The following is a 23,756-nucleotide window of genomic DNA, read 5'->3' as shown; positions in this document are numbered from 1 at the left end:
ACTTTTATAAATATAAAATATCGAACATATGTACTTTTGTCAAATCAAAGAAAATAAATATTTTAAATTATTTATAAAAGAAGAAATTTAATGATAATTAGAAAAATTTAAATAAATCTATAGACTATTCTTTAGATTTGTATTATAATGATATCATTTTTATAACAAAAAAATGAACCGTCCCCTAATTTTAAAATAGATTTTGCGAATTAAACACAATGAAAATGTGAATAATGTTCGTTACATACAAAACGAAAATATTTTTTTATAAAAATATATTCGCAAAAATCAAATTTTATGATATAATAACCCCATAAAACGACAAATTTTTTATTATGATATATACCATTGATAATATTCTTATCTCAATATAAATGTAAGTAGGATATATAAGGTTGACACGTCTTTAGGTAAATTCATTAAGTTTTAGTTGAAGTAAAAACTACACTTGAAAACAAGAATTCTCTTTATCCGTACAAGGATATTTAAGATAAAGATTATTTACTAAAATATAAAACTAAGGAGGCAGAAAAATGAAAAAAAATACATCTGTATATGATTTAGATGGTATACCACCGTTAGGGCACGCTATTCCATTAGGGCTGCAGCATATTTTAGCAATGTTTGCAGGAAATGTGGCACCTTTAATCATCATATCAAATGCTCTTAAGTTACCAATTCAAGAAAAAACTTTTTTAATTCAATGTGCTATGTTTATAGCAGGATTAGCTACATTAATTCAACTTTATCCTATTGGACCAATTGGTGCCAGACTTCCTATTGTTCAAGGAACGAGTTTTGGATTTTTACCAACATGCATAGCTATATCAGGAAAATATGGAATTGCAGGTGTATTAGGTGCATCATTTATTGGAGGATTCTTTGAAATGATTTTAGGAGCATTCTTAAAACCTCTTCGTAAATATTTTCCACCAGTCGTTACAGGAACTGTGCTATTATCTATAGGATTATCTCTTCTGCCAACAGGAATCAAATATTTTGCAGGTGGAGTTGGAGCAAAAGATTTTGGTTCACCATCTAATCTTTTATTGGGACTAATTGTTTTGGCAACAATTATATTTTTCAAACAGTTTACTAAAGGAATTACGAGTATGTCTGCAATATTAATAGGACTTATAGTAGGATATATTGTTGCAATACCTATGGGAAAAATTGATTTTAGTGGTGTAGCTCAAGCAGGATGGTTTGCGTTTCCTACACCTTTCAAATATGGAATGGAATTTCATGTAGATGCTATAGTTGCAATGCTTTTAATGTACTTAGTCACAGCCGTGGAAACAGTTGGTGATATTTCAGGAGTTACAGTTGGAGGAGCAAACAGAGAAGCTACTGATAAAGAACTTGCTGGTGGAGTTATGGCTGATGGATTTGCTAGCTCTTTAGCTGCAATATTTAATGTTTTACCTAATACATCTTTTAGTCAAAATGTAGGATTAATTGCATTAACAGGTATTATGAGTAGATTCGTAGTTGCTATTGGAGCAGGATTCTTAATTTTAGCTGGATTGTTTCCAAAAGCTGGAGCAGCTATTGCATTAATGCCTCAAAGCGTATTAGGTGGCGCTGCTGTAGTTATGTTTTCCATGATTGCAATAAGTGGTATTAACCTTATTACTAGAGAAACTCTTGCAGGAAGGAACAGTATTATTGTTGCTGTTGCTATGGGATTGGGATTTGGACTTGGTTCTGTACCACAAGCACTAGCATATTTCCCAGAGTCAGTGAAAATGATTTTTGGAGGATCTGGTATTGTTGTTACAGGTGTAATTGCACTTGTATTAAATGTTATTTTACCAGCGGATGAGAAAAAAACTGTAATACAAAAAGAAGTTGAAACTGCTTAATAATTATAAAATTCATAATGTTATGATTATATAAGTTTATTAAAATTACTAAGAGATTAAATAAAAAGCCTTAGGGTCTTCAGAAAATATGTAATATGTTAATGAAGAACTAGGGCTTTTTCTGAAGAATAGTATTTATACTGAAGAGGAGGAATAAAAGTGATTACGATAAAAAATTTTGCATTTCCAAAGAGCTTAGAAGAAGCATATAGGGTTTTAAATGAAAAGAGAAATAATGTGATTTTAGGTGGCTGCGCTTTTTTAAGAATGACTTCAAAAAGAATTGAAACTGCTATTGATTTATCTAAGCTTGATTTAAGTCATATAAATGAAAATGATGAAACAATTGAAATAGGGTCAATGACTACTTTTCGTGAAATAGAAACAAATCCTATTTTGAATAAATATTTTAACGGAGTACTGCCTAAATCAGTGGAAAATATAGTAGGAGTTCAGTTAAGAAATATTGTTACTGTAGGGGGGACGGTTCATTCTAAGTATGGTTTTTCAGATTTTATTACAGCCCTACTTTCACTTAATGCTGAAGTTACGTTATATAAACAGGGGACGGTTCATTTAAAAGAGTATTTAGAGCAAGATACTAAAAAGGATATTGTAATAAGCATAAGTATTCCAAAAACAAATAGAAAAGCAGCTTTTCAGATGATGAGAAATTCTAGAAGTGATTATGCTATTTTAAATGTAGCTGTTTCTAATGAAGATAATGATTGGAATATAGTTGTTGGAGCTAGACCACAAAGAGCGAAGATTGCTAAAGAAGCATCAAAATATATTTCTCAAAGTGATAAATCTATTGAAGAAGTTGAAAAGGCAGCTTTAATGGCATCAGAAGAGTTGGATTTCGGAGATAATATGAGGGCAAGCAAAGAATATCGTGAGGAAATATGTAAAGTACTTGTAAAAAGAGCAATAATGGAGGTTTTATAATGAAGATAAAAGTTATTATTAATAATAAAGAGATGGAATTAGAAGTGGCATGTGATGAATTTTTAGTACATGCCCTTAGAAGATATGGCTTTTTAAGTGTAAAAAAAGGCTGTGATACAGGGTCTTGTGGATTGTGTACTGTATGGGTAAATGAAAAACCAGTACTTTCTTGCTCAACTCTTGCACCAACAGTAAACGGAAAGAACATTACAACTATAGAAGGAGTACAGCAAGAGGCAAAAGAATTTGCACAGTTTTTAGTAAAAGAAGGTGCAGAACAATGTGGATTTTGCAGTCCAGGCTTTATAATGACAGTACTTGCTATGAAAAGAGAACTTAAAACTCCAACTGAAGAAGAAATTGTGCACTATTTAACAGGAAATTTATGTAGATGTACAGGTTATGTTGGACAGTTAAGAGCAGTTAAGAAATACATGGGGGTGGAGTAGTATGAAATTTGTAAATAAGCCAATTTCAAAAATTGATGGTATGGATATTGCCACAGGTAAACCTGCTTATACAGATGATTTGAATTTTAACAATAATGCATTAGTTATAAAAATACTTAGAAGTCCTCATGCTTTTGCAAAGATAAAATCTATTAATACTGATATAGCAAAGAAAGTACCAGGAGTAGAGTGTATATTAACATATAAAGATGTACCTAATGTTAGATTTACATTGGCTGGTCAATCATATCCAGAACCCTCACCTTATGATAGATTAATTTTAGATGAATATGTACGTTATGTAGGAGATGAAGTTGCAATAGTAGCTGCTAAAGATGAGAAGACAGCAGTAAAAGCAGTGAATTTGATTAAAGTAGATTATGAGGTTTTAGAACCAGTTTTAGATTTTGAAAAAGCAGAAGGACATAAATCAGTGGTTCATCTGGAGGAAGATTTATCTTTTAATTTTGACATTGGGTTGAACAAAGAAAAAAATATAGCTTCTTCATGTAAGATAGAATTTGGAGATGTAGAGAAAGAATTAGAAGAAAGTGATGTTGTTGTGGAAGAAACTTATTATACACAAGCACAGGCACATGGAATGATGGAAACTTATAGAGCATTTAGCTATATGGATCATACAGGAAGGCTTACAATTGTAAGTTCTACTCAAATACCTTTTCATGTTAGAAGACATATTTCAAGAGCACTTCAAATTCCAAAAAGTAAAGTAAGAGTAATTAAGCCTAGAATTGGTGGAGGATTCGGTGGAAAACAAACTGCAGTAGTAGAGATTTTTACTGCGATAGTTACTTTAAAAACTGGAAAACCATCAAAAATTATTTATGATAGAAGGGAAACGTTTAGCTGTACAAATAGTCGTCATGCTATGAGAATTAAAGTTAGACTGGGAGCAGATAAAAATGGAAATATTAAGGCTGTAGATTTAATTGGATTATCTGATACTGGTGCTTATGGTGAACATGCTTCAACTGTATTTAGTGTTGTTGGACATAAAACACTTCCTTTATATAATAGAGCTAAGGCGGTTAGGCATATGGGAAATGTGGTTTACACTAATAAAATGCCTGCAGGTGCACTAAGAGGATATGGCGTTACACAGGGAACATTTGCTCTTGAATCAGCAATGAATCAATTAGCACTTAAGTTAAATATGGACCCTACTGAGCTGCGTCAAAAAAATATAATCAAAGAGGGAGAAGCGAATCCAGTTTTAGGAGGATCTAAAGAAGGAAAACCAGCTGTTTTAGCAAGCTCTACCCTTGATAAGTGTATAGATAGAGGTAAGGAACTTATAGGATGGGATGAAAAGCATCCTAGAAAAGTTGTAAGTGATACTAAAGTTAGAGGCGTTGGTATGGCAATTACAATGCAAGGTTCAGGAATAGCGGGTATAGATACAGCTTCAGCAGTAATCAAACTAAATGATGATGGATTTTATACTTTATTCTTAGGTTCTACTGATATGGGGACAGGAAGTGATACTATACTAGCTCAAATGGCGGCAGAAGTTCTGGAAACTACTATGGATAAGATAATTGTACATGCTGCAGACACTGATATTTCTCCATATGATACAGGTTCTTATGCATCTAGTACAACTTATGTTACTGGAAATGCAGTAATAAAGGCTGCTGAAGATATGAAAAATAAAATAGTTGAAAATGGAGCAAAATTCTTAGGAGTGTCTGAAAAAGAAGTAGAATTTAATGGAGAATTTATAAAAACTATAGATGGGGAATTATCTTTATCTCTTGATGAAGTAGCACAGCGATTAATATCAGGAGAAGGAAAAAATCAACTTATAGGGACAGGTTCCTTTGGAGGAGATACAAGTCCACCACCATTTATAGCAGGTTTTGCAGAGGTTGAAGTTGATATAGAAACTGGAAAGGTAGAACTAATAGATTATGTAGCAGCAGTAGACTGTGGAACGGTTATTAATCCAAATCTTGCACGTATACAAGTTGAAGGTGGACTAGTGCAAGGAATAGGAATGGCAATGTATGAAGACGTAAAGTATAGTAAGCAGGGAAGATTAATTTCAGATACTTTTATGCAGTATAAAATTCCTTGTAGAAAAGATATAGGAAAGATTACTGTAGATTTTGTAAGCAGCTATGAGCCAACAGGGCCATTTGGTGCAAAATCAGTAGGTGAAGTTGTAATTAATACTCCACCTCCAGCAATTGCAGCTGCAGTGTTTAATGCAGTTGGTGTAAATATAAGAAGTTTGCCTATTACACCAGAGAAAGTTTTAAAAGGAATAAGGTCAATATAAGACGTTATGTTTAAATGAATATTATAAAATTTAACTGAGGATATTTAGTCTAGTAATTTTTAAAATGAATGGCAATATACAATGAAAGGAGTTGAAAAGGATTGTTTCAAGATAGATTTTTATATAACATATTAATATTCTGATTTAGAATGAATTAAATTTGTTGTATTATTTTTTATTTTGAGATACCTCCAATCATATGAAAAAAATACCAGTACAAGATGCAGTGGGTTCGGTTTTATGTCATGATATTACACAAATTATTCCTAATAAGATTAAGGATAGAGCTTTTAAAAAAGGTCATATAATTAAGGAAGAAGATATAGAAGTTTTGCTTTCATTAGGAAAGGATAATATCTATGTGTGGGAGAAAAAAGAGGGGACGGTTCATGAGAATGAGGCGGCAGAGCGCTTAACAAAACTTACTGCAGGGCATGGACTAAAATTTAGTGAAGTAAAAGAAGGAAAAATTAATTTTATTGCTGATTTCGATGGACTTCTTAAAATTAATACAGAACTTTTATATAAACTAAATTCAATAGGTGAAATTATTTTGGTTACACTTCACAATAATTGTCCTGTGAAAAAAGGCAAAAAAGTAGCAGGAACAAGAGTTATTCCTCTTGTAATTGACGAGGACAAAATTAAAAAAGCAGAAGAATTAATTGAAGAAAAAATAATAAATGTTGTACCATATACTCCAATGAAAGTTGGAATCGTTACTACGGGTAATGAAGTTTATTATGGAAGAATTAAAGATGCATTTGGACCTGTAATTCAAAAGAAAGTAGAAGAATATGGATGTGAAGTTTTAGGTCAAACTATTTTACCAGATGATGAAAATAAAATTACAAAGGCAATAGAGCAGTGGATAGAAAAGGGAGCAGAAATGGTAATTTGTACTGGTGGAATGTCTGTAGATCCAGATGATGTTACACCAACAGCTATTAAGAAAACAGGAGCAAATGTTATAACTTATGGTGCCCCGATACTTCCAGGAGCTATGTTTTTACTTGCATACAAAGGGGATATACCTATTTTAGGATTACCAGGATGTGTTATGTATGCAAAAAGAACGGTATTTGATTTAATGCTTCCTAGAATATTAATAAAGAATAAAATTGAACATAAAGATATTGCTTCATATGGTCATGGTGGGCTTTGTATGGAATGTGAAGAATGCAGATTTCCAAATTGTGCTTTTGGTAAAGGAGTAATGTGAATGCTTGACCAATTTGGCAGAAATATAAATTATTTAAGAATTTCAGTAACAGATAGGTGTAATTTAAGATGTGTATATTGTATGCCAGAAGAGGGTACTGAATTTTTACCCCATAAAGATATTTTAACATTTGATGAGATTTATAGAGTTGTAAAAATTGCAGCGAAATTAGGAATCTCTAAAGTACGTATTACTGGTGGAGAACCGCTTACAAGACAGGGGCTTCCTAAACTTATTCATGACATTAAGACATTACCTCAAATTGAAGAAGTTTGTATTACAACTAATGGAATATTTTTAGAAAAATATATAGATGAATTAATAAAATCAGGATTAGATAGTTTGAATATAAGTTTAGATACGTTACAAGAGAAAAAATATAAAGAGATTACTAGGGGTGGAAATTTAGAAAAAGTGATACGGGGAATTAAATTATCATTAGATAAAGGTATAAAAAAGGTAAAACTTAATACTGTAATTATGAGAGGGAAAAATGATGATGAAATTATGGATTTTGTAGAATTATGTGAAAAATTTCCTATAGATATTAGATTTATCGAGTTGATGCCTATTGGAGAAGGCAAACAATTTAAGTCTTTATCTAATGATGATGTGAAACAGATTATTTTAAAGGAAAGACAATTAAGTTCAAATGTAGTACAAAATTTATTGTTAGGTCCAGCCACATATTTTAAAACTGGTTCTAGTAAAGGAAGTATTGGATTTATTAGCCCTATGAGTCACAGATTCTGTAGTCAATGTAATCGAATTAGACTTACTTCAGAAGGATTTTTAAAGCAATGTCTTCATTGGAGATACGGAATAGATTTAAAAAATATTATGCGAAATGGAATTAAAGATGAACAACTTGAACAAATTATTGTAAAAGGAATTTATGAAAAGCCAAATAAACATGGATTTAAACAACCTACAATATATGAAGACAATAGGAATATGTTTCAAATTGGAGGATAGATTTTGTAAAGTTAAGTAAGTTCAGTGCATAACAAGCTTATATAAAATTGTTATGCACTAAATATTTTAGACAGCCATATTTTTTTTACTTTGAAGAAATTGAATATTATCAGCTAAAACCTCGGTATAATATGTTTTAGTTCCATCCTGTTTTTTAAATGAAGATATTGATAGTTCTCCACTAACAGCAATTAATGCTCCTTTTAATAAATATTGTATTAAACGGTCATAATAATTTGTAAAATATGCAATAGGAATAAAATCTGTTTCTCTTTCTCCATTTGAGTTTTTATAATTCTTATCTACTGCTAAAATGAATTTAATTCCTTTTCTGTCGTTTTTATTTAAATCTATTAATTCAGCATCTTTTGTTAATCTTCCAACTAAAGTAACTTTATTCATTACTTTATCATCTCCTTATATATTTTAAATATAAATATTAAAAAAATAATATTTATTTGAATTATAACCATTTAAATGGAAAATATTCTAAAATTAAACAATAAAAGTATTTCATTTATTATTTATTAAGGGGACGGTTCATTTTTCTAATGAACTGTCCCTTTAATTTTTGGTATAATTTAGTTAATAAAATAAACTAATGATAGAAAATAAAAAAATGAATATTTATATGAAAGGTCGAATGCAGATGTTTAAAGAACATGGTTTTACTATTTGGGGCACATATTGTAAATGTGGAAATGAATGTAGCATTCTTCAAAATAAACATCATCCTTGGGATAATACTTCATTTGCTATCAAGTTAAAATGTAAATCCTGTAATACTGAAATAATCATAGATAAAAACAGTGCAGAAATATTTTATAATAATAAAATTTACTCTTATTTTAATGGTATATATGGTAAAATTATCGATTTAGGTTGTGGTGGTGGATTTTTAAGTAGGTATTTACTAAATCAAAGTAATATAGAGAAAGTATATGGCTTGGACGTAGATAGAGAGTGTAGAAAAGATTTATCAGATATAATTAGGCAGAATAAAAATTTTAAATTTATTAATTATGATATACGTGATATTAATAGCATATTTAGTGTCAATAGTATAGATTTCATGGTTAGTAGAGATGTTTTTATGTTTATTGAGGATACTGATCAGTATTTTGATAATATATCTCAAATTGTTAAGAAAGGTATAAGACAAATGGGATGGTATATTAAAGATAATAATAGAATGAAAAATAAGCTTACGCCACAACAAATTGCTGCAGAATATACAAAAAGAGGGTGGAATGTAGATTTAAAATATCTAGACTGGTATAAAAGTGGATATTTTATAAAAGCCTATAAATTGTAAATATACTAGGAATAGTATATGTTTTTAATATTTATTATAAAAAGATATTGTAAAAGATATGAAGTTTCATATAAAATTATAAACAAAATATTTATTTTGGAGAGGATGATATATTTTGAAAAATAATAATATGTGGGAGAAGAGCTATCAAAATACAAAACAATTGTGGAGTTCCAACCCAGATGCAAAATTAATGCAATATTTTGATTTGATTGAAAAAGGGAGTTTGCTTGATTTGGGAATTGGAGAAGGAAGAAATGTTGTACCTTTTGCTTTGACTGGATTTAATATCGATGGAGTAGATATTTCTGAAACAGCATTAGAACGCTGTAGGAAAAATATTAATAAGGACAATTTAATAATTAACTTAACTAATTGTGATTTAACAAAATATGATGTAAAGAAAAATGAATATACATTAATAATTGCAGCTAATGTTCTAAATTTTTTTAAAAAGTCAGATATAGAAATAATAATAAAAAAGATAAAAGACGGATTAAAAGAAGATGGAATAATATATTTAAGTGTATTTTCTACATTAGATCCACAGTATAATTTATTAAAAACAAGTAAAAAACAAATAGAAGATAATACTTTTTACATAGATGAAAGGGATACATATAAACATTTTTTTACTAAAGAGGAGTTAAATAAATATTTTTCAGATTTTGAATTGATATGCTGCTGTGAAGGGGTAGAATATGATCATAGTCATGGAGAACCACATTATCATGGAGGAATTGAATTTATGGCTCGTAAGAGGAAAGGAATATAAATAGGTGAATATCATAGAGAAAAATTTAATGATATTCAACATATATTTTTAGGAAAAATTATTGGTGGACAAGCAATTAAAAATGGAAATGAAACAAGCAAAATAAAATGGTTTAAATTAAGTTTCTAAAAAGTCGTTAAAACTTAAGAGAAATCATGATAGATAGTTAAGTAAAAAAATGAACCGTCCCCTTGCAAGCACACAGAAAATATGCAGGAAATATTTTTGAAAATTTCACAAACGAGTTGCGATTTTATGTGCTTTGAATAAAAATTTAAGATATGTCAAAAAAACTGTTGACATATCTTAATTATAATGTTACTATACATAAAAACACATTGCTGAAAAAAGTGAATTGCGAAGAAAATGCAATTATATTTATAAAATCATGCAAATTCAAATTGAATTCAAAAACAATTTGTTTTTATAGTATTAAAATCAGAAGTAAAGAATATTACTAAATTTAAATATTTTATAAAAACAGATAAACAGAAGTTATATAAAAATACTAAGGAGGAAAATTAATTATGACAATACTCATACTGAAAGGATTATTAGAACAATTAGTCATTATTAACATAATAATTATTAACGTAATAATTATTGGTCTCATTATTAGCCTTGTCTTATTGTTCAATGAAAAAATAATATATCCTTTTAATATGAGCTTTATTGTTATGAAGAATAAAAAATTGCTGCACCGTGTAGGGTATGTTGTATAATTTTGAGATTATATGACTACAATTATATCTTCATACATGTTTATGCCTTGATAATATTTGTTTTAAAGCATAACACTTATAAAAAGAAAGCTCGTAAAGGGCTTTCTTTTTTTATAGGTGCTTATTAACATAAAACACTAAATTTTAAAAATAATAACAATTATCAATGAGTATTAAGATTGTAAAATTAACCTTCAAAGGAGGGATTTAATGAAAAAATATGTTCTATCGGTAATAGTGGATAATAATCCAGGGGTATTAACAAGAGTATGTCAGCTTTTTAATAAAAGAGCATACAATTTAGAAAGTGTAACTGCTGGAGTAACTGAAAATGAAAAAGTATCTAGATTAACATTGATAACTAAAGTAGAAAATGACAATCAAATTGAACAAATAATAAAACAGATAAGAAAATTAGAAAATGTACATAAGGTAATTTTGATGAATGATTTAAATTCTATATGTAAAGAGATTATGTTTGTAAGAGTTAAGGCAGATTTAGAAACAAGACCTAAAATAATGAGTATAGTAAATATATTTAAAGCATATATTGCGGATGCTGCTCCTACAGATTTGGTAATACAAATAATTGGGGACAAAGATAAACTTAAAGCATTTACAGAACTTGTAAAACCATTTGGAATTTTGGAGTTAGTAAGCAGTGGATTCATTGCAATACAAAGAGGAAGTGAAAATATAATTTAAATAAAAATATTTAAACAAAGGAGAGAAAATCAATGGCAAAAGTATATTATGAAACAGATTGTAATTTAGAGGTTCTAAAGGATAAAAAAGTAGCAGTAATAGGATATGGAAGTCAGGGACATGCACATGCTCTTAATTTACATGAAAGTGGTGTTGATGTAAGAGTTGGTCTTTATAAAGGAAGTAAATCTTGGGCTAAAGCAGAAAATAATGGATTAAAGGTAATGACTTCAGAAGAAGCAGCTAAAGAAGCAGATATAATAATGATTTTGGTAAATGATGAAAAACAAGCTGAACTTTATAAAAAAAGTATACTTCCAAATTTAGAAAAAGGAAATGCATTAGTATTTGCACATGGCTTTTCAATTCATTATGGACAAATAGTTCCTCCAGAAGATGTGGATGTATTTTTAATAGCACCTAAAGGACCTGGACATACAGTAAGAAGTCAATTTGAAGAAGGAAAAGGAGTACCTTCTTTAATAGCAGTACATCAAGATGCTACAGGAAATGCAAAAGAAATAGCACTTGCATATGCAGCAGGAATCGGTGGGGCTAGAGCAGGAGTTATTGAAACTAGCTTCAAGGAAGAAACTGAAACAGATTTATTTGGAGAACAAGCTGTATTATGTGGAGGATTATGTGCACTTATAAAAGCTGGATTTGAAACTTTAGTTGAGGCAGGATATCAGCCTGAAATGGCATATTTTGAATGTTTGCACGAAATGAAATTAATTGTGGACCTTGTAAATAAAGGCGGTTTAAGCTTTATGAGATATTCAATTAGTGATACAGCAGAATATGGTGACTATACAGCTGGACCAAAGGTTGTAACAGATGAAACTAAAAAAGCTATGAAAGGAATATTGAATGAAATTCAAAATGGAACTTTCGCTAAAAATTGGATATTAGAAAACCAAGCAAATAGACCATTCTTTAATGCTACAAAGAGACAAGAGGCTGATCATGAAATTGAAAAAGTTGGTAAAGAGTTAAGAAAAATGATGAGTTGGATGAAAAAATAAATCAAAACAAACATTGAGAATTAAGGGGCTATGACCCTTAACTCTCAATTCTGAACTAGAATAGGGGTGATTAGATGAACAAAAGAGTCAAAATATTCGATACAACACTAAGAGATGGTGAACAAACTCCGGGAGTCAATCTTAATATAAAAGAAAAGATAATGATAGCAAAGCAATTAGAAGAATTAAATGTTGATGTAATAGAAGCAGGATTTCCAAGAGCATCAAAGGCTGACTTTGAAGCTGTAAAAGCTATTGCACAAGAAATAAGAAAACCTGAAATAGCTGCTTTGTGCAGAGCAGTTAAAGAAGATATAGATTGTGCATGGAAAGCATTGGAAGATGCAGAAAATCCGAGAATTCATACTTTTATAGCTACATCAGATATTCATATGAAGCATAAACTTCACATGACCAAAGAAGAAGTTATTAAAAGAGCTGTAGAAATGGTGACTTATGCAAAAGGTTACTGCAATAATATAGAATTTTCTGCTGAAGATGCTTATAGGAGTGATCCAGATTTTCTATGTGAACTTTTTACAAAGGTTATAAAAGCTGGAGCAGTAGTACTTAATATTCCAGATACAGTTGGTTATGCACTACCTATGGATTACGGTAAATTCATTAAATACATAATAGAAAATACAGAAGGTATAGAAAATGTAGAGGTCAGTGTACATTGTCACGATGATTTAGGAATGGCGGTTGCCAATAGTTTAGCTGGTATCATGTCAGGAGCTTCACAAGTTGAGTGTGCCATAAATGGTCTTGGAGAAAGAGCTGGAAATGCATCTTTAGAAGAAATAGTTATGACACTTAAAACAAGAAAAAATTACTTGAACATGGATACAGATATAAATACAAAGCAAATATATAGAACAAGTAAATTAGTAAGTTCTTTATGTGGTATAGACATTCCACCTAATAAAGCAGTAGTTGGAAAAAATGCTTTTGCTCATGAATCAGGAATACATCAACATGGAGTTTTACAAGAAAAAAGCACTTATGAAATAATTACACCAGAATCAGTAGGGATAAATAATCACTCCAATATAGTACTTGGTAAACATTCAGGAAGACATGCTTTTGATAGTTATTTAAAAGACATAGGTATAGTACTTAATAAGGAAGAACTAGATGAAGCTTTTGAAAAATTTAAAAGAGTAACTGATAAGAAAAAACAAATTACTTCAAAGGATATAGAAGCTATAGTCAATTCTAAGAAGTATTTTACCGAAACATACAAGCTTAAATCATTTCAGGTTAACAGTGGAAATAATATGATTTGTACATCTGCCATTGAAATACGACAAGGAGATAAGAGCCTTACAGAGGTTGCTATAGGGGACGGTTCTATTGATTCAGCATTTAAAGCAGTAGAAAGAACTATAGGTATGAATATAAATCTTAAAGATTATAGTATTAGGTCTGTAACAGATGGAAAAGATGCATTAGGAGAAGTTACAGTAAAAATTAAAGATAATGATAAAATTCTTGTTGGAAAATCTATCTCTCAAGATATTATGGAAGCAAGTATTAATGCATATATAAATGCAATAAATAAAATGATAGATGATAAGCACTAAAATAAGTACTAAAAGGTGGTTTAATCATGAAAAATAAAGTTTATATTTATGATAGTACATTGAGAGATGGTGCTCAAGCACAAGGAATTTCATTTAGTGTAAAAGATAAGATTAAAATTGCCCAAAAGTTAGATGAAATGGGAGTTGATTATATAGAAGCAGGGAATCCATCGTCTAATTCAAAAGATATGGAATTTTTTAAAAAAGTAAAAGAATTAAATTTTGAAAATTCAAAATTGTGTGCCTTCGGAAGTACAAGAAGGCCAAATATAAAAGTGGAAGATGACACAGCTTTAAAGGAACTTTTAAAAGCGGAAGTTAATACAGTTGCTATCTTTGGTAAGACATGGGACTTTCATGTTACAGATATTATAAAAACAACATTGAAAGAAAATTTAGCAATGGTAAGGGAGAGTATAGAATATTTAAAATCTCTAAATAAAGAAGTTATATTTGATGCAGAGCACTTCTTTGATGGATATAAAAGCAATAAAGAATATGCTATTTTAGTTATTACTGAAGCTAAAGATGCAGGAGCAGATTCTATTGTTCTTTGTGATACTAATGGTGGGACTATTCCTTCAGAAATCCATGAAATAGTAAGTTATTTAGTTAAAGAACTTAAGTTTGAAAATTTAGGTATACATTGCCACAATGATGGTGGACTAGCTGTTGCTAATTCACTTATGGCAGTTCAATGTGGAGTTAACCAAGTACAAGGCACATTTAACGGAATTGGTGAAAGATGTGGTAATACTAATTTAACTACTGTAATAGCTAATTTGGAATTTAAGATGAATTATAAAACTGTTCTAGAAGAAAAGTTAGAAAATTTAACAGCAGTTTCTAGATATATAAGTGAAGTAAGTAACATTATTCCTGATGATAGAGAACCTTATGTAGGCGCATATGCCTTTGCACATAAAGGTGGAATGCATATAGATGCAGTTAAGAAAGATTCTAAATCTTTTGAACATTTACCACCTGAAACTGTAGGTAATGAAAGAAAAATACTTATGTCAGAGGTTTCTGGTAGAAGTACTATAATGCCGATTATAAATAAAATAAATCTTAATATTGAAAAAGATTCACAAGAAACAAAAAGAATAATAAACAAACTTAAAAAATTAGAACATGAAGGTTATCAATTTGAAGGAGCTGAAAGTAGTTTTGAACTCCTTGTAAGAAAAGAGTTAGGTATTTTCAAACCTTCTTTTCAACTTATTGAATATAAAGTAATAACAGATAAACCAAGTAATACATGCCACAGTGCTTTAGCAACAATAAAATTAATGGTAAATGGTGTTATGGAAGTTACTGCAGAAGCAGGAAATGGACCAGTGAATGCATTGGATAAAGCCTTAAGAAAGGCCCTTAGTGTATTTTATAAACCTATATCAAAAATGTACTTGAGTGATTATAAGGTTAGAGTAATCAGTGGTGATAAAGCAACAAGTGCAAAGGTAAGAGTAATTATTGAATCAACAGATGGAGTATCAACATGGAATACAGTTGGGGTATCTCATGACATAATAGAGGCAAGTTGGGAAGCACTAGTAGATTCAGTAGAATACTTATTGACTAACAAGTTGGAGGAGGAAAAATAATAATGAAAAAACCAATGACTATGACGCAAAAAATACTTGCATCGCATGCAGGAATTGAATATGTAGAAGCAGGCCAGTTAATAACAGTAAATTTAGATTTAGTACTTGGAAATGATGTTACAACTCCAGTTGCAATCAAAGCTTTTAAAGATGCAAATGCAGATAAGGTCTTTGACAAAGATAAGGTTGCAATAGTGCCAGATCATTTTACTCCTAATAAAGATATTAAGTCAGCAGAACATTGTAAATGTATAAGAGAATTTGCTCTTGAAAAGGAAGTAACAAATTATTTTGAGATTGGAGAAATGGGAATAGAACATTGCTTAATACCTGAAAAAGGACTAGCTATTCCAGGTGATGTAATTATAGGAGCTGATTCACACACATGTACTTATGGAGCTTTAGGAGCTTTTTCTACTGGAGTAGGAAGCACAGATATGGGAGTGGGAATGGTATCAGGAAAAGCTTGGTTTAAAGTACCTGAAGCAATCAAATTTGTTTTAAAAGGTAAACCAGGAAAATGGGTATCTGGTAAAGATGTAATTTTACACATAATTGGAATGATTGGAGTGGATGGTGCTTTATATAAATCTATGGAATATACAGGAGAGGGATTAAAGTATCTTTCTATGGATGACAGATTTACAATAGCAAATATGGCTATCGAAGCAGGAGCTAAAAATGGAATATTTCCTGTAGATGAAAAAACATTAGAATACATAAAAGGACGTACAGAAAAGGAGCCAAGAGTATTTGAAGCTGATGAAGATGCTGTGTACAGTGAAGTTTATGAAATTGATATGAGTTTGATAAAACCAACTGTAGCTTTTCCACATCTTCCTGAAAATACGAGAACTATTGATGAAGTTGGAGAAGTTAAAGTTGATCAAGTTGTTATAGGTTCTTGTACAAATGGAAGGATGGAAGATTTAAGAATTGCAGCTTCTATATTAGAAGGTAAAAAAGTTAAAAAAGGAATTAGACTTATTATTTTTCCAGGAACACAACAAATATATCTACAAGCTATGGAAGAAGGATTGATTAGAAAATTTATTGAAGCAGGAGGAATAGTTAGTACTCCAACTTGTGGTCCTTGTCTTGGAGGGCATATGGGCATACTTGCAGAAGGTGAGAGAGCTGTAGCCACAACTAATAGAAATTTTGTAGGAAGAATGGGACATCCAAAAAGTGAGGTTTATTTAGCAAGTCCAGCAGTAGCAGCGGCTTCAGCAATAGTAGGTAAAATTGTTTCACCAGAGGAGGTTATGTAATTATGAGGGCAGCAGGAAGTGTACTAAAATACGGAGACAATATAGATACAGATGTAATAATACCAGCAAGATATTTGAATACATCAGTTCCAGAAGAATTGGCTAAACACTGTATGGAGGATCTTGATATAGATTTTTTAAAGAAATTGAATGAGGGTGATATTGTAGTTGCGGGTAAGAACTTTGGATGTGGTTCATCTAGAGAGCATGCTCCAATAAGTATTAAGGCAGCGGGAGTTTCCTGTGTAATAGCAAAGAGTTTTGCAAGAATTTTTTATAGAAATTCTGTTAATATAGGTTTCCCAATTTTAGAATGTGAAGAGGCAGTAAATGATGCAGAAAGTGATCATAAATTAGAAGTTGATTTCAAAACAGGAATAATAAAAAATTTAACGTTGAATAAAGAATATAAAGCACAACCATTTCCTGAATTTATGATTAATATAATGGAAAATGATGGACTTGTAAACTGTGTTAAAAAAGGAATATTTTAGTTTTGTGTAGTTGATTTTTAATGTTAGGAGATTGATGAAATGAAAGAATTTAAAATAGCGGTAATTCCAGGTGATGGTATAGGAGTAGAAGTAACAGAACAGGCATTAAAAGTATTAGAAAAAGTGTGTAAAAAATATGATACAAAGTTGAATTTTACGGAGCTAAAAGCAGGAGGATGTGCAATAGATGACTGTGGTAATCCTCTACCAGTAGAAACTTTAGAAAAGTGTAAAAAATCTGATGCAGTATTTTTAGGAGCAGTAGGAGGACCAAAATGGGATGATTTACCAGGAAAGCAAAGACCTGAGCAGGCTTTATTAGGATTAAGAGGAGGATTAGGATTATATGCAAATTTAAGACCTACTAAAGTTTTTGATGAATTGAAATCAGCTTCTCCACTAAAAGATTCAATAATTGATAAGGGTGTTGACATTTTAGTTGTAAGAGAATTAACTGGCGGAATCTATTTTGGAGAAAAAGGAAGAAAAGAAGTAGATGGTATATATGCAGCTTACGATACAGAACTTTATACTGTAGATGAAATAAAGAGAATAGCCCATTGTGGTTTTAAAGCAGCAATGAAGAGAAGAAAAAAATTAACTTCTGTTGACAAGGCAAATATATTAGAATCGTCAAGACTTTGGAGAGAAGTTGTTGAAGAAGTAGCAAAAGAATATCCAGAAGTTGAAGTAAATCATTTATATGTTGATAATGCTTCTATGCAGCTTGTTAGAAATCCATCTCAATTTGATATAATACTTACAAGCAACATGTTTGGAGATATATTATCCGATGAAGCATCTATGATATCAGGTTCTATTGGAATGCTTGCTTCAGCAAGTTTAAGAGAAGATAATTTTGGAATGTATGAACCTGTTCATGGTTCGGCACCTGACATTGCAGGAATGAATTTGGCAAATCCTTTAGCTCAAATTTTATCAGCTGCTATGATGCTTGAATATTCACTTGGTATGAGTGAGGCTGCAAGAGATATAGAAAATGCTGTAGATGTTGTCTTAAAGGAAGGATACAGAACTGGAGATATCTATTCAGAAGGAGCGAAAAAGATAGGCACTAAGGAAATGGGAGAACTTATTTTATCCAATATATAAAATTAATTCATAAGGCTTAGGTTATATTAAGTATGTATTTTAAAAATAAAATTATTTGAAGGAATTGGATTTTTGATTATGAGTAAGATATGGCTATGACATTGTTCTTGTTCCATGGAGATATTTTGGGCTGGTTCAGGAGATAGGCTGTTACAGGGAAGTTTGAGGGATAAATTCTGGGGGACAGGTGTTAAGTTTTAGAGTTTGAGAACAGGTAACAATTCAAGTAATTCGGGGACAGGTGATAAAAATTATATTATTTGTTTCGAAACTTTGAAAGTCGATATATTAAATTAAAAGATATGATAAAAATTTTATGATAAATGTTGAGTTTGGAGGGATAATAATGAAATCAAATGCAGTAAAGAAAGGCTTAGAGAAAGCACCACATCGTTCTCTTTTTAAAGCCCTTGGTTTTATAGAGGAAGAAATGGATAGACCACTAATAGGAATTGCAAATTCTTATAGTGAGATAGTGCCAGGGCATATAAATTTGGATAAAATTGTACAAGCAGTTAAAGATGGAATTAGGTTAGCGGGAGGCGTTCCTGTTGAGTTTAGCACAATTAGTGTATGTGATGGTATTGCTATGAATCATAAAGGAATGAGTTATTCTCTTCCTTCTAGACAAATAATAGCTGATAGTGTGGAGATAGTTGCCAAGGCACATGCTTTTGATGGATTAGTTGCAATTCCAAACTGTGATAAAGTTGTACCAGGGATGTTGATGGCATCAGCTAGAGTTAATATACCATCAATACTTGTAAGTGGAGGACCAATGCTTGCAGGGAAGGTTAATGGAAAGGCTATTGATTTAGCATCTGTTTTTGAAGCTGTAGGTTCAGTAAAGGCAGGGAACATGACTGAAGAGGAATTGCTTGAATATGAAAATTCAGCATGTCCTACTTGTGGTTCATGTTCAGGTATGTTTACAGCTAATTCTATGAATTGTTTATCAGAAGTTTTAGGCATGGCACTTCCATACAATGGTACAATACCTGCTGTATATTCAGAAAGAATTAGGTTAGCTAAAAAAGCTGGAATGAAAATTGTAGAACTTGTTAAAAAGGGAATAAAACCTTCTGATATTTTGACAGAAAGTGCATTTATGAATGCCGTAACTGTAGATATGTCCCTTGGTTGTTCCACAAATTCACTGTTGCATTTGCCAGCTATAGCTCATGAAGCAGGGGTTGAAATAAATTTTGATAAGGTTAATGCAATTAGTGAAAGAACTCCAAATCTTTGTAAACTTAGTCCAGCAGGATATCATCATATAGAAGATTTGAATGCTGCAGGTGGAATACCAGCTGTAATAAATGAACTTACTAAAATAGATGTTATTAACAAAGATTGCCTAACTGTAACAGGTAATACGATTTATGAAAATGTAAAAAATAAACTTGTTAAAGATAGTAATGTTATAAGAAGTATAGAAAATCCATATAGCTCAACAGGAGGATTAGTAGTTTTAAAAGGTACACTGGCCCCAGATGGAGCAGTTGTTAAAAAGTCTGCTGTTGCACCTGAAATGATGAAACATAAAGGACCAGCAAGAGTTTTTGATAGTGAAGAAGAAGCTGGTGAAGCTATACTTGGGGACAAAATTAATGATGGCGATGTTGTTATTATAAGATATGAAGGACCCAAAGGTGGTCCAGGAATGAGAGAAATGTTATCTCCTACATCGTTAATAGCTGGAATGGGCAAAGATAAGACAGTTGCACTTATTACAGATGGAAGATTTTCAGGAGCTACTAGAGGAGCCTCTATAGGACATGTTTCTCCAGAAGCAGCTGAGGATGGACCTATAGGTTTAGTAGAAGAAGGGGATATCATAGAAATTGATATTGAAAATAAAGTTCTTAATTTATTAGTTAGTAAAGAAGAATTGCAAAAAAGAAAACCACAAGGAAAGATGAAAAAGGTAGATGGTTATTTGAAAGCATATAGAAATGGAGTATCTTCTGCGTGTAAAGGAGCTATTTTTGAAAATAATGAAGGTGATAAATCGTGAAATATACAGGAGCAAGAATAATATTAGAGTGTTTAAAGGAACAGGATGTTGATAGGATTTTTGGTTACCCTGGTGGAGCTGTTCTCAATATATATGATGAATTATATTCCTTTGAAAGTATAAAGCATGTACTTACAGCACATGAACAAGGTGCAGCTCATGCAGCAGATGGATATGCAAGAGCAACAGGAAAGGTTGGGGTTTGCATTGCCACTTCTGGTCCTGGAGCTACTAATTTAGTTACAGGTATTGCTACAGCATATATGGATTCTGTACCCATGGTTTGCATAACGGGACAAGTACCTACTTCATTAATAGGAAAGGATTCTTTTCAAGAGGTTGATATATGTGGGATTACAATGCCTATAACCAAGCATAATTTTAAAGTAAAAAAAATAGAAGAACTAGCGGATATTATTAGAAATGCTTTTAGGATAGCTAAAACTGGAAGACCAGGTCCAGTTTTAGTTGATATACCAAAGGATATTACTGCACAATTATATGAGTTTGATTCAATTGTACGAAAAAACAATGTAGAAAATATTATAGATAATGAACAATTGAAAAAAGCTTTAGAAATACTTAAAAATCATAAAAGACCTGTTATGGTAGTTGGTGGAGGCTGCAATATTTCTCAAGCTAGAGATGAACTTATAAAATTGCAGCAAAAATTAAAATGTCCTGTTTGTTCAACTATAATGGGACTTGGTGCTTTTGATGGTACGTATAAAATGTTTACAGGAGTAGTAGGAATGCATGGGACTCCAGCCTCTAATAAGTGTATATGCAATAGTGACCTTATAATTGCTATTGGAACAAGATTTAGTGATAGAGTTATAAGCAATTCTAAAACTTTTGCTTCTGATAGAAGTGTACTTCATATAGATATAGACGAGGCTGAGGTTTCAAAGAATATTAGTGCAGATTCATGGGTTATTGGTGATGTTAAACAAGTATTATCTGAAATAAACAAAGAATTGGAAGGCAAAGAAGAAAATGAATGGACAGAGAAAGCTTTAAGTTATATAAAAGAAGATGCTTCAAAAGGTGTTTATGTGGATCCAAAATCTTCTGTTAACCCTGTTTATGCAATTAAAAAATTATATGATATCACTAATGGAGAAGCTATTATAACTACAGAAGTTGGACAAAATCAAATCTGGGCAACTCAAGGATATAAATATACAAAGCCTAGAACTTTTATAACTTCTGGTGGACTTGGAACTATGGGGTATGGCTTTGGAGCAGCTATTGGAGCTAGTTTAGGTACCAACAAAATGGTTTTTGATATAGCAGGTGATGGAAGTTTTTTAATGAATATTAATGAGTTGTCTACTGCAGTAAAAAATAATATTCCAGTTAAAATTCTTGTACTTAATAATTCAGTTCTTGGAATGGTAAGACAATGGCAAACACTTTTCTATGATAAAAGATATTCATCTACAACTTTAGGTAGAAAAACAGATTTTGCTAAAATTGCAGATGCTTATGGAGCATTAGGAATTAAGGTTAATACTAACGAGGAAGTTGAACAAGCATTAAAAAAAGCAATTGAATATAATGGGCCGGTGGTTATAGATTGTTTTGTAGATCCCGATGCAATGGCAACACCTATAGTACCGCCTGGAGCACACATAGGAGAAATGATTTCATTGGAAGATTAGAATACAAAAATAAATATTATACTAGGAGGTGATAACATGTCTACTAATGAAAAAAAATTAGAAATTAATAAATTTGAAGAAGTTAAGATGAATACTTTACAAAAAGAATTGGCTAAAGACTGCCAAAATTTAAATCATACTCATGCATATGCATATCCAGTTAATTTTTTAGGCTTAGGCCGTGTTTGTGAAGATTAATATGAAGATTAATAGGGACGGTTCATTAAAAAATAAGAAATTAGTAAAAAATTAGGGACAGGTAATGAAAAATACTTTAGTCTCTCTTTAGGCGCAAAAAATATCAAAAAATATTCGATTATTCAATAATTAGACAAATTTTAATGCTTTTTTAATCTAAATAAATATTAGTTAATTATATAATTAAGGGCGAGTTAGCTTTTTCCTAGGTGATTATAGAGGAAAGAGAATAGCTTGTCCTTTTATAAGATATGACATTAGATTTGATAAATATAATTTTGAAAAATTATTTTTTAAAATCATATTACTCAATTATTTTATAAAATAGTTTAAATTTCTAATTATAAGAATTGGATTATTAGTTTTATTTAGAGTTTACAATTTCAATTTCAAATCTCAACTAAATTATATTGAGTATTGTGTAATGTGCTTTTTAACTAGTTTTTGAGGCAAGAAAATCATCAATAATATTTTTATATTTATCATCTTTCAGGACAATGTCAATACCCATAGAACAGAGAGTAGAAACACGTGATTGAGTTATGTTGCCAAGAATTTTACATATACCTTTATCCTTTGAATTACGCAAACACTTTAACATTAATACATATAAAGCCTTAATTTTAGTATTATTTTTTTTATTTTTTAAAAGAATCTGCCATTTGGGCATACCAGTATATTCAGAAAGAAAAGTTAATATTTCATCAGCACTAAAAGTCCTTTTTATAATATGTCTTTCACTTCTGTATTCAGTCTTTTCATCTTCAAATTCAGTACTTTTTTCAAGCAGCTTGTCAGTACAGTTATATACTAATTCTGTATAAGTTTCTCTAGCCTTTTTTACATCAGTATTAAAAAATTGCATAATGTAATCCTCATCAAGAACATTAAAAGGATCGTTTCTTAATCCTAAGTATACTGCTAAACTTGAATGTTTATATTCTTCTATACAATTTCTATATTTTTTTATGTCCTTAGGATTTTTGTGAATGTAGGCAGAAAGTGTTAATAAATAACGACTGCTATCTATTATTTTACTTTTAAATCTATCACGAAAAACATGACCTTTTCTATTTTCACCATTCTTTTTGTGAGTACTGTTGTAATATTGGGCATAAGATTGATTTATATCATGCATAAATTGGCTAACATCAGCACCATTAGAATCAATTATCAAATGACCATGGGTGGACATAAGGCAGTATGCATATACTTTGAAATGGAACTTAGTTTGATATTTTTTTATAAGTTCCATATATTTATTTTTATCGATATTGTTCTCGTACAAGGAAATCTCACTTATTCCATTAAACATTATGTGATAAATTCCATTTTCAATTTTAATTCTAAAACTTCTTCCCATAAAGATCGCTCCTCTACTATATTTTTTATTTAAGATTATTGACAAAAGTAAAGAAAAGTAATCAATTTAAGGTAAATTTAAGACAAGAAAAATTACTAAAAAAATGAACTGTCCCCTTGAATTAGTTAGGATTTTCTAAA

Annotated in this window: 20 protein-coding genes; 18 read left to right on the top strand and 2 right to left on the bottom strand. The window is 30.6% G+C overall.

Features of this window, described 5'->3' with window-relative positions; translation table 11 throughout:
• The first annotated feature begins 533 nt into the window (after positions 1–533).
• The 6 genes from ACFIJ5_RS10395 (at position 534) to moaA (ending at position 7,761) form a co-directional block, all read left to right on the top strand.
• The gene (locus ACFIJ5_RS10395) at positions 534–1,865 is read left to right on the top strand and encodes a uracil-xanthine permease family protein (RefSeq protein WP_379806720.1); all 1,332 of its coding nucleotides are present in this window, start codon (positions 534–536) and stop codon (positions 1,863–1,865) included.
• A gap of 159 nt (positions 1,866–2,024) precedes the next feature.
• Positions 2,025–2,813: an FAD binding domain-containing protein gene (locus ACFIJ5_RS10390; RefSeq protein ID WP_379806718.1), complete on the top strand. Its 789-nt coding sequence runs from the start codon at positions 2,025–2,027 to the stop codon at positions 2,811–2,813.
• Positions 2,813–3,262, top strand: a complete 450-nt coding sequence (locus ACFIJ5_RS10385; protein ID WP_379806716.1) for a (2Fe-2S)-binding protein — start codon at positions 2,813–2,815, stop codon at positions 3,260–3,262. The genes ACFIJ5_RS10390 and ACFIJ5_RS10385 overlap by 1 nt, the downstream gene beginning before the upstream one ends.
• Before the next feature lies 1 nt (position 3,263).
• A complete protein-coding gene (locus ACFIJ5_RS10380) occupies positions 3,264–5,564 on the top strand; it encodes a xanthine dehydrogenase family protein molybdopterin-binding subunit (protein ID WP_379806714.1) in 2,301 nt (766 codons plus the stop codon).
• Positions 5,565–5,763: 199 nt separating this feature from the next.
• Positions 5,764–6,786 carry a molybdopterin-binding protein gene (locus tag ACFIJ5_RS10375; protein ID WP_379806712.1) on the top strand — a complete coding sequence of 341 codons (1,023 nt, stop codon included), beginning with the start codon at positions 5,764–5,766 and terminating at the stop codon, positions 6,784–6,786.
• On the top strand, positions 6,787–7,761 hold the full coding sequence (moaA, locus tag ACFIJ5_RS10370; RefSeq protein ID WP_379806710.1) for a GTP 3',8-cyclase MoaA: 975 nt from the start codon (positions 6,787–6,789) through the stop codon (positions 7,759–7,761).
• A 66-nt stretch (positions 7,762–7,827) separates the two neighbouring features.
• Here moaA and ACFIJ5_RS10365 read toward each other — a convergent pair whose 3' ends face one another.
• Complete coding sequence (locus ACFIJ5_RS10365) at positions 7,828–8,163, bottom strand: single-stranded DNA-binding protein (protein ID WP_379806708.1); 336 nt, start codon at positions 8,161–8,163, stop codon at positions 7,828–7,830.
• 229 nt (positions 8,164–8,392) lie between these two features.
• Here ACFIJ5_RS10365 and ACFIJ5_RS10360 point away from each other — a divergent pair, with 229 nt between their 5' ends.
• The 12 genes from ACFIJ5_RS10360 to ACFIJ5_RS10305 all read left to right on the top strand — a co-directional run bounded on the left by ACFIJ5_RS10360 (position 8,393) and on the right by ACFIJ5_RS10305 (position 22,253).
• Positions 8,393–9,076 (top strand): class I SAM-dependent methyltransferase, encoded by a 684-nt coding sequence (locus tag ACFIJ5_RS10360; RefSeq protein ID WP_379806706.1) that lies wholly within the window; start codon positions 8,393–8,395, stop codon positions 9,074–9,076.
• Positions 9,077–9,191: 115 nt separating this feature from the next.
• Positions 9,192–9,851 (top strand): class I SAM-dependent methyltransferase, encoded by a 660-nt coding sequence (locus tag ACFIJ5_RS10355; protein WP_379806704.1) that lies wholly within the window; start codon positions 9,192–9,194, stop codon positions 9,849–9,851.
• Positions 9,852–10,783: 932 nt separating this feature from the next.
• Positions 10,784–11,278, top strand: coding sequence for an acetolactate synthase small subunit (gene ilvN, locus ACFIJ5_RS10350; RefSeq protein WP_379806702.1), 495 nt, complete (start codon positions 10,784–10,786; stop codon positions 11,276–11,278).
• Positions 11,279–11,310: 32 nt separating this feature from the next.
• The gene (gene ilvC, locus ACFIJ5_RS10345) at positions 11,311–12,303 is read left to right on the top strand and encodes a ketol-acid reductoisomerase (RefSeq protein ID WP_379806700.1); all 993 of its coding nucleotides are present in this window, start codon (positions 11,311–11,313) and stop codon (positions 12,301–12,303) included.
• Between the two features lie 74 nt (positions 12,304–12,377).
• On the top strand, positions 12,378–13,889 hold the full coding sequence (locus tag ACFIJ5_RS10340; RefSeq protein ID WP_379806698.1) for a 2-isopropylmalate synthase: 1,512 nt from the start codon (positions 12,378–12,380) through the stop codon (positions 13,887–13,889).
• Positions 13,890–13,915: 26 nt separating this feature from the next.
• Entirely contained in the window at positions 13,916–15,496 is a 1,581-nt protein-coding gene (gene cimA, locus ACFIJ5_RS10335) for a citramalate synthase (protein ID WP_379806696.1), read from the top strand.
• Between the two features lie 2 nt (positions 15,497–15,498).
• Positions 15,499–16,767 carry a 3-isopropylmalate dehydratase large subunit gene (gene leuC / locus ACFIJ5_RS10330; protein WP_379806694.1) on the top strand — a complete coding sequence of 423 codons (1,269 nt, stop codon included), beginning with the start codon at positions 15,499–15,501 and terminating at the stop codon, positions 16,765–16,767.
• 2 nt (positions 16,768–16,769) lie between these two features.
• Positions 16,770–17,261, top strand: coding sequence for a 3-isopropylmalate dehydratase small subunit (gene leuD / locus ACFIJ5_RS10325; protein ID WP_379806692.1), 492 nt, complete (start codon positions 16,770–16,772; stop codon positions 17,259–17,261).
• A gap of 39 nt (positions 17,262–17,300) precedes the next feature.
• Positions 17,301–18,374: a 3-isopropylmalate dehydrogenase gene (gene leuB / locus ACFIJ5_RS10320; protein ID WP_379806690.1), complete on the top strand. Its 1,074-nt coding sequence runs from the start codon at positions 17,301–17,303 to the stop codon at positions 18,372–18,374.
• Positions 18,375–18,720: 346 nt separating this feature from the next.
• A complete protein-coding gene (ilvD, locus tag ACFIJ5_RS10315) occupies positions 18,721–20,391 on the top strand; it encodes a dihydroxy-acid dehydratase (protein WP_379806688.1) in 1,671 nt (556 codons plus the stop codon).
• Positions 20,385–22,055, top strand: a complete 1,671-nt coding sequence (gene ilvB / locus ACFIJ5_RS10310) for a biosynthetic-type acetolactate synthase large subunit (protein WP_459253876.1) — start codon at positions 20,385–20,387, stop codon at positions 22,053–22,055. Before ilvD ends, ilvB begins: the two co-directional genes overlap by 7 nt.
• Positions 22,056–22,091: 36 nt before the next feature.
• Positions 22,092–22,253, top strand: a complete 162-nt coding sequence (locus tag ACFIJ5_RS10305; RefSeq protein ID WP_379806684.1) for a hypothetical protein — start codon at positions 22,092–22,094, stop codon at positions 22,251–22,253.
• Between the two features lie 433 nt (positions 22,254–22,686).
• Here ACFIJ5_RS10305 and ACFIJ5_RS10300 read toward each other — a convergent pair whose 3' ends face one another.
• Positions 22,687–23,616 carry a transposase gene (locus ACFIJ5_RS10300; protein WP_379806682.1) on the bottom strand — a complete coding sequence of 310 codons (930 nt, stop codon included), beginning with the start codon at positions 23,614–23,616 and terminating at the stop codon, positions 22,687–22,689.
• Between the last annotated feature and the right edge of the window lie 140 nt (positions 23,617–23,756).

This window comes from Haloimpatiens myeolchijeotgali, assembly GCF_042688525.2.
In the GTDB taxonomy this organism is placed as follows: Bacteria; Bacillota; Clostridia; order Clostridiales; family Clostridiaceae; genus Haloimpatiens.
The sequence above is the reverse complement of the archived record's forward strand: the minus strand, read 5'-3'. Positions and strand labels throughout refer to the sequence as shown.

Coding starts and splice junctions, on each gene's coding strand:
- ilvN (WP_379806702.1), top strand. CDS start 10,784: ATGAAAAAATATGTTCTATCGGTAATAGTGGATAATAATCCAGGGGTA.
- ACFIJ5_RS10385 (WP_379806716.1), top strand. CDS start 2,813: ATGAAGATAAAAGTTATTATTAATAATAAAGAGATGGAATTAGAAGTG.
- ilvD (WP_379806688.1), top strand. CDS start 18,721: ATGAAATCAAATGCAGTAAAGAAAGGCTTAGAGAAAGCACCACATCGT.
- leuD (WP_379806692.1), top strand. CDS start 16,770: ATGAGGGCAGCAGGAAGTGTACTAAAATACGGAGACAATATAGATACA.
- ACFIJ5_RS10360 (WP_379806706.1), top strand. CDS start 8,393: ATGAAAGGTCGAATGCAGATGTTTAAAGAACATGGTTTTACTATTTGG.
- ACFIJ5_RS10300 (WP_379806682.1), bottom strand. CDS start 23,616: ATGGGAAGAAGTTTTAGAATTAAAATTGAAAATGGAATTTATCACATA.
- moaA (WP_379806710.1), top strand. CDS start 6,787: ATGCTTGACCAATTTGGCAGAAATATAAATTATTTAAGAATTTCAGTA.
- ACFIJ5_RS10340 (WP_379806698.1), top strand. CDS start 12,378: ATGAACAAAAGAGTCAAAATATTCGATACAACACTAAGAGATGGTGAA.
- leuB (WP_379806690.1), top strand. CDS start 17,301: ATGAAAGAATTTAAAATAGCGGTAATTCCAGGTGATGGTATAGGAGTA.
- ACFIJ5_RS10380 (WP_379806714.1), top strand. CDS start 3,264: ATGAAATTTGTAAATAAGCCAATTTCAAAAATTGATGGTATGGATATT.
- ACFIJ5_RS10395 (WP_379806720.1), top strand. CDS start 534: ATGAAAAAAAATACATCTGTATATGATTTAGATGGTATACCACCGTTA.
- ilvC (WP_379806700.1), top strand. CDS start 11,311: ATGGCAAAAGTATATTATGAAACAGATTGTAATTTAGAGGTTCTAAAG.
- ACFIJ5_RS10305 (WP_379806684.1), top strand. CDS start 22,092: ATGTCTACTAATGAAAAAAAATTAGAAATTAATAAATTTGAAGAAGTT.
- leuC (WP_379806694.1), top strand. CDS start 15,499: ATGAAAAAACCAATGACTATGACGCAAAAAATACTTGCATCGCATGCA.
- ACFIJ5_RS10365 (WP_379806708.1), bottom strand. CDS start 8,163: ATGAATAAAGTTACTTTAGTTGGAAGATTAACAAAAGATGCTGAATTA.
- ACFIJ5_RS10375 (WP_379806712.1), top strand. CDS start 5,764: ATGAAAAAAATACCAGTACAAGATGCAGTGGGTTCGGTTTTATGTCAT.
- cimA (WP_379806696.1), top strand. CDS start 13,916: ATGAAAAATAAAGTTTATATTTATGATAGTACATTGAGAGATGGTGCT.